At 65.2% G+C, this 3612-nt stretch carries 3 protein-coding genes; all 3 read right to left on the bottom strand.

Annotated elements, in window-relative coordinates; all coding sequences use genetic code 11:
- The coding region (locus WA702_RS23915; RefSeq protein ID WP_425113028.1) for a DEAD/DEAH box helicase at positions 1-1571 on the bottom strand (1571 nt) is incomplete at its 3' end.
- Between the two features lie 172 nt (positions 1572-1743).
- On the bottom strand, positions 1744-2973 hold the full coding sequence (locus WA702_RS23910; protein WP_425113027.1) for an ABC transporter substrate-binding protein: 1230 nt from the start codon (positions 2971-2973) through the stop codon (positions 1744-1746).
- Between the two features lie 95 nt (positions 2974-3068).
- Positions 3069-3612: class I SAM-dependent DNA methyltransferase (locus WA702_RS23905; protein WP_425113026.1), on the bottom strand; the 544-nt coding region annotated here is incomplete at its 5' end.

Raw genomic sequence — 3612 nt, 5'->3', positions numbered from 1 at the left:
CGCGCGAAGCGCTCATAGGTCTTCAGCGCGTAGCCGCCGGTGGCGACGAAGTCGACGACATCGTCGAAATCGCTGCGTGTCAGGTTGGCATAGGGCGCAGCGGTTTTGACCTCCGCATAAAGTTCCTGGGCGAGAAAGGGCTCGGCGCAGGCGCAGCCGAGCACATGCTGCGCCAGCACGTCGAGCGCGCCGGTGCGCAACGGCGGCGTATCCTGGGCATTCGCGGCGATGGCATCAATCGCGACGCTGCATTCCAGCACCTCGAAGCGATTGGCCGGCACCAGCACTGCGCGTGAGGCCTCGTCGAGCCGGTGGTTGGCGCGGCCGATCCGCTGCATCAGCCGCGAGCAGCCTTTGGGCGCGCCGATATTGACGACGAGATCGACATCACCCCAGTCGACGCCGAGATCGAGCGAGGAGGTGCAGACCACGCCGCGCAGCTTGCCCGCCGCCATCGCGTCCTCGACCCTGCGGCGCTGCGCGACATCGAGCGAGCCGTGATGCAGGGCAATGGCGAGATTGTCGTCGTTCATGCTCCAGAGCTGCTGGAACAGCATCTCTGCCTGGCTGCGGGTGTTGACGAAGATCAGCGATGTCTTGTTGGACTTGATCAGCTCGTAGATCTCAGCGAGCGCGTGGCGTGCGGTGTGGCCGGCCCAGGGCAACCGCTCGCGGGTATCCAGCATCTCGACGATCGGTTGCGCGGCGCCGCCGGCGACAACGACATCGGCGGAGGCGAGTGTGCCCTCCGGCTGCGGCACCAGGAAGCGCGCCAGAGATTCCGGCTCGGCGACCGTCGCCGACAATCCGATGGCGCGCAGCTGCGGCGCCAGCCGCCACAGCCGCGCCAGCGCAAGCGAGAGCAGATCGCCGCGCTTCGAGGTGACCAGCGCATGCAGCTCGTCGAGTACAATGCGCTTGAGCGAGGAGAATAGAAACGGCGCATCGTCGGAGGCGAGCAGCAGCGCCACCTGCTCCGGCGTCGTCAGCAGGATATCCGGCGGATAGCGGCGCTGGCGTTGCCGTCGCGACACCGGCGTGTCGCCGGTGCGGGTCTCGACCCTGATCGGCAGATCCATCTCGGTGATCGGCGTCTCGAGGTTGCGCGCGATGTCGACCGCGAGCGCTTTCAACGGCGAGATGTAGAGGGTGTGCAGGCCGGAGGGACGGATGACGCCGCGGCCTTTGCTTTTGGCCTCTCCCCCCTTTTGAGTGAGATCGGCAGCGGCCGGCTGCTGGGAGGCCGATAATATCGCGGGCAGCTGGCCCGGAGTCCCCCCTCCCCGGCCCTCCCCCGCAAGGGGAGAGGAAGCGGAAAGAGCTTCCCGCGAGGAGAGCGAAGCAGACCGAGCAGTCCCACCCAGCTCCACCAGGGTCGGCAAAAACCCCGCCAAGGTCTTGCCGGCACCGGTCGGTGCGATCAGCAGTGCCGAGCGGTCGGCGCGCGCCTTCTCCAGCAACGCCAGCTGATGGCTACGCGGCGCCCAGCCCCGCGCCGTGAACCATCGGGCGAAATGGTCCGGCAGTAGGGTGACGTCTTCGATCGGAGCTGGTGAAACGCGGGGCGGCACCTGGGACAGGTAAGCAGTGGTCACTGCTTCGTCGAGGGTCGGCGAGACGGATACAGTGCCGTAGGGTGGGCAAAGGCGCACTTGCGCCGTGCCCACCACTTTAGACCATCATTGCTGCGGTGGGCACGCTTCGCTTTGCCCACCCTACGGCTTCTCGCCGGCAAAGGCAGCCTTACTCCGTCATCGGCTTGTCGGAGATGTCCCAGTCATTGCCGTTGAAGATCGAGATGTAGAGCGTCTTCATTGGCGTGTAGTCGTCGGGCGTGTAGCTGTAGTCGATGCCGTCGAGGAAGAACGGCGAGTGGAAGCCGGCCAGGGTCGAGGCGTGCTTCAGCACGTTTTCACGCGTCAGCGTGTCGCCGCAGCGGCGCAGGATCTCGCCCATCGTCACCGCTTGGCCATAACCGGCATAGGCGATGGTGTTGTCGGGATCGACGTTCGACAGATATTTCGCCCGCAGCGCCTCGAAGCCCTTCGCCTCCGGATCGTCCTTCCAGCGCGGCGTGCCGGCGTCCTTAGAATAGCGGATCGCGACGATGCCCTTGGCGTTCTCCAGCCCCGCCGCGCTCAGGATCGAGCGACCGGTGGAGCCGGCCGACAGCAACTGCAGCGGCTTCCAGCCGAGTTCGGTGACCTTGCGGATCGACTGCGAGGTCGCCTTGCCGGTCGTGATGTTGTAGAACACGTCGGCGCCGGACTTCGACAGATTGATCAGCTGGGAATCGACGGTGGGGTCGGTGAGATCATAGGTCTGCTCCATGATCACCTGCGCCTTGCCGCCGGCATCCGCCAGCGCCTTCTTGAAAGGTCCCAGGAAGTCGCGACCGAAATCGTCGTTCTGATAGAGGATGCCGACCTTCGCCTCCGGCCTCACCGAGAGCACGTGCTTGGCAAGGATGCGCGCTTCGGTCGGATAGAGCGGCAGGCCGGCCATGGTCCATTTGTAGTTCTTCGGATCGTTCCATTTGGACGCGCCGGTGTTGAGCAAGAGTTGTGGCACGCCCTTGGAATTGAGATATTTGTGCACGGCGGTCTGCGGCGCGGTGCCGAGCGAACCGAACAGCGCCAGCACTTCCTCCTGCTCGACCAGCCGCCGCGTCGCCTCGACGCATTTCGGCGCGCTGTAGGCATCGTCCATGGTGAGGAATTTGATCTTGCGGCCGTTGATGCCGCCCTGATCGTTCAGCATCTGGAAATAGGCTTCGCCGATGCGGCCCAGCACACCATAGAGCGAGCCCGGCCCCGAATGCGGCACGGTCTGGCCGAGCTTGATCTCGGTGTCGCTGGCCCCGGCGTCATATTTTTTCTCGGCAGCCCAGACATAAGGCGCAGCGATGGTGGACGCGCCGATGGTCGCAAGCGCGGCGGCGCCGAATTCGCGCCGCGTCAGATGATTTTTCATTTTTTAATTCTCCCTGGACGTCCGCATTGTGCTGACATCGCTGGGAGCGGCAAGAGCGAAGTTGTCGCGTGCAGCGCAACGCGTAGCGTCTAGACTCAAGACTTCTCGGCAACCACCACAAGCCCGCGCACCGGCACCTTGTCCTCGGTGCGCGGACTTGCCGGTTCGAGATGCGCGAGCGACAGGCCGGCCACCGCGACCGCGGCGCGGATGTAGTCCGCGCTATGGGCGGTACGCAGGCCATCGCCCATGATCACACCATCGCCGTCATGCGTCTCGACGGTGAAGGCGAGCAGGCCGCCCGGCATCAAGACGCGTTGGATTTCGCCAAGCACGGGCGCGAGCTCGCCGACATAGACCATCGCGTCTGCGGCGAGCATCAGGTCGGCGCTCGCATCAGGCTGCCGCGTGAGCGCTGATGTCATGTCGTCGACCTCGAGCGCAGCATAAAGGCCGGTGGCGCGGGCCTGCTCGATCATTCCCGGCGAGAGATCGATGCCGATGAAGCTCTCGGCGTTCTCAGCAAAAGCTGCCGCGCCGAGGCCGGTGCCACAACCGAGATCGATCGCTCGCTTAAAGATGGCGGCCTGCTTTGCCGCTGCGCGCACGGCGAGCACCGCCTCAAGCAGCAACGCCGGC

Origin of the sequence: Bradyrhizobium sp. (genome assembly GCF_049798375.1) — a bacterium.
In the GTDB taxonomy this organism is placed as follows: Bacteria; Pseudomonadota; Alphaproteobacteria; order Rhizobiales; family Xanthobacteraceae; genus Bradyrhizobium.
Note: the sequence above shows the minus strand (reverse complement) of the source record. Positions and strands in the feature narration are given on the sequence as shown.

Excerpts from the sequence above, each read along its gene's own strand:
- WA702_RS23910 (WP_425113027.1), bottom strand. The coding sequence starts at position 2,973 with ATGAAAAATCATCTGACGCGGCGCGAATTCGGCGCCGCCGCGCTTGCG.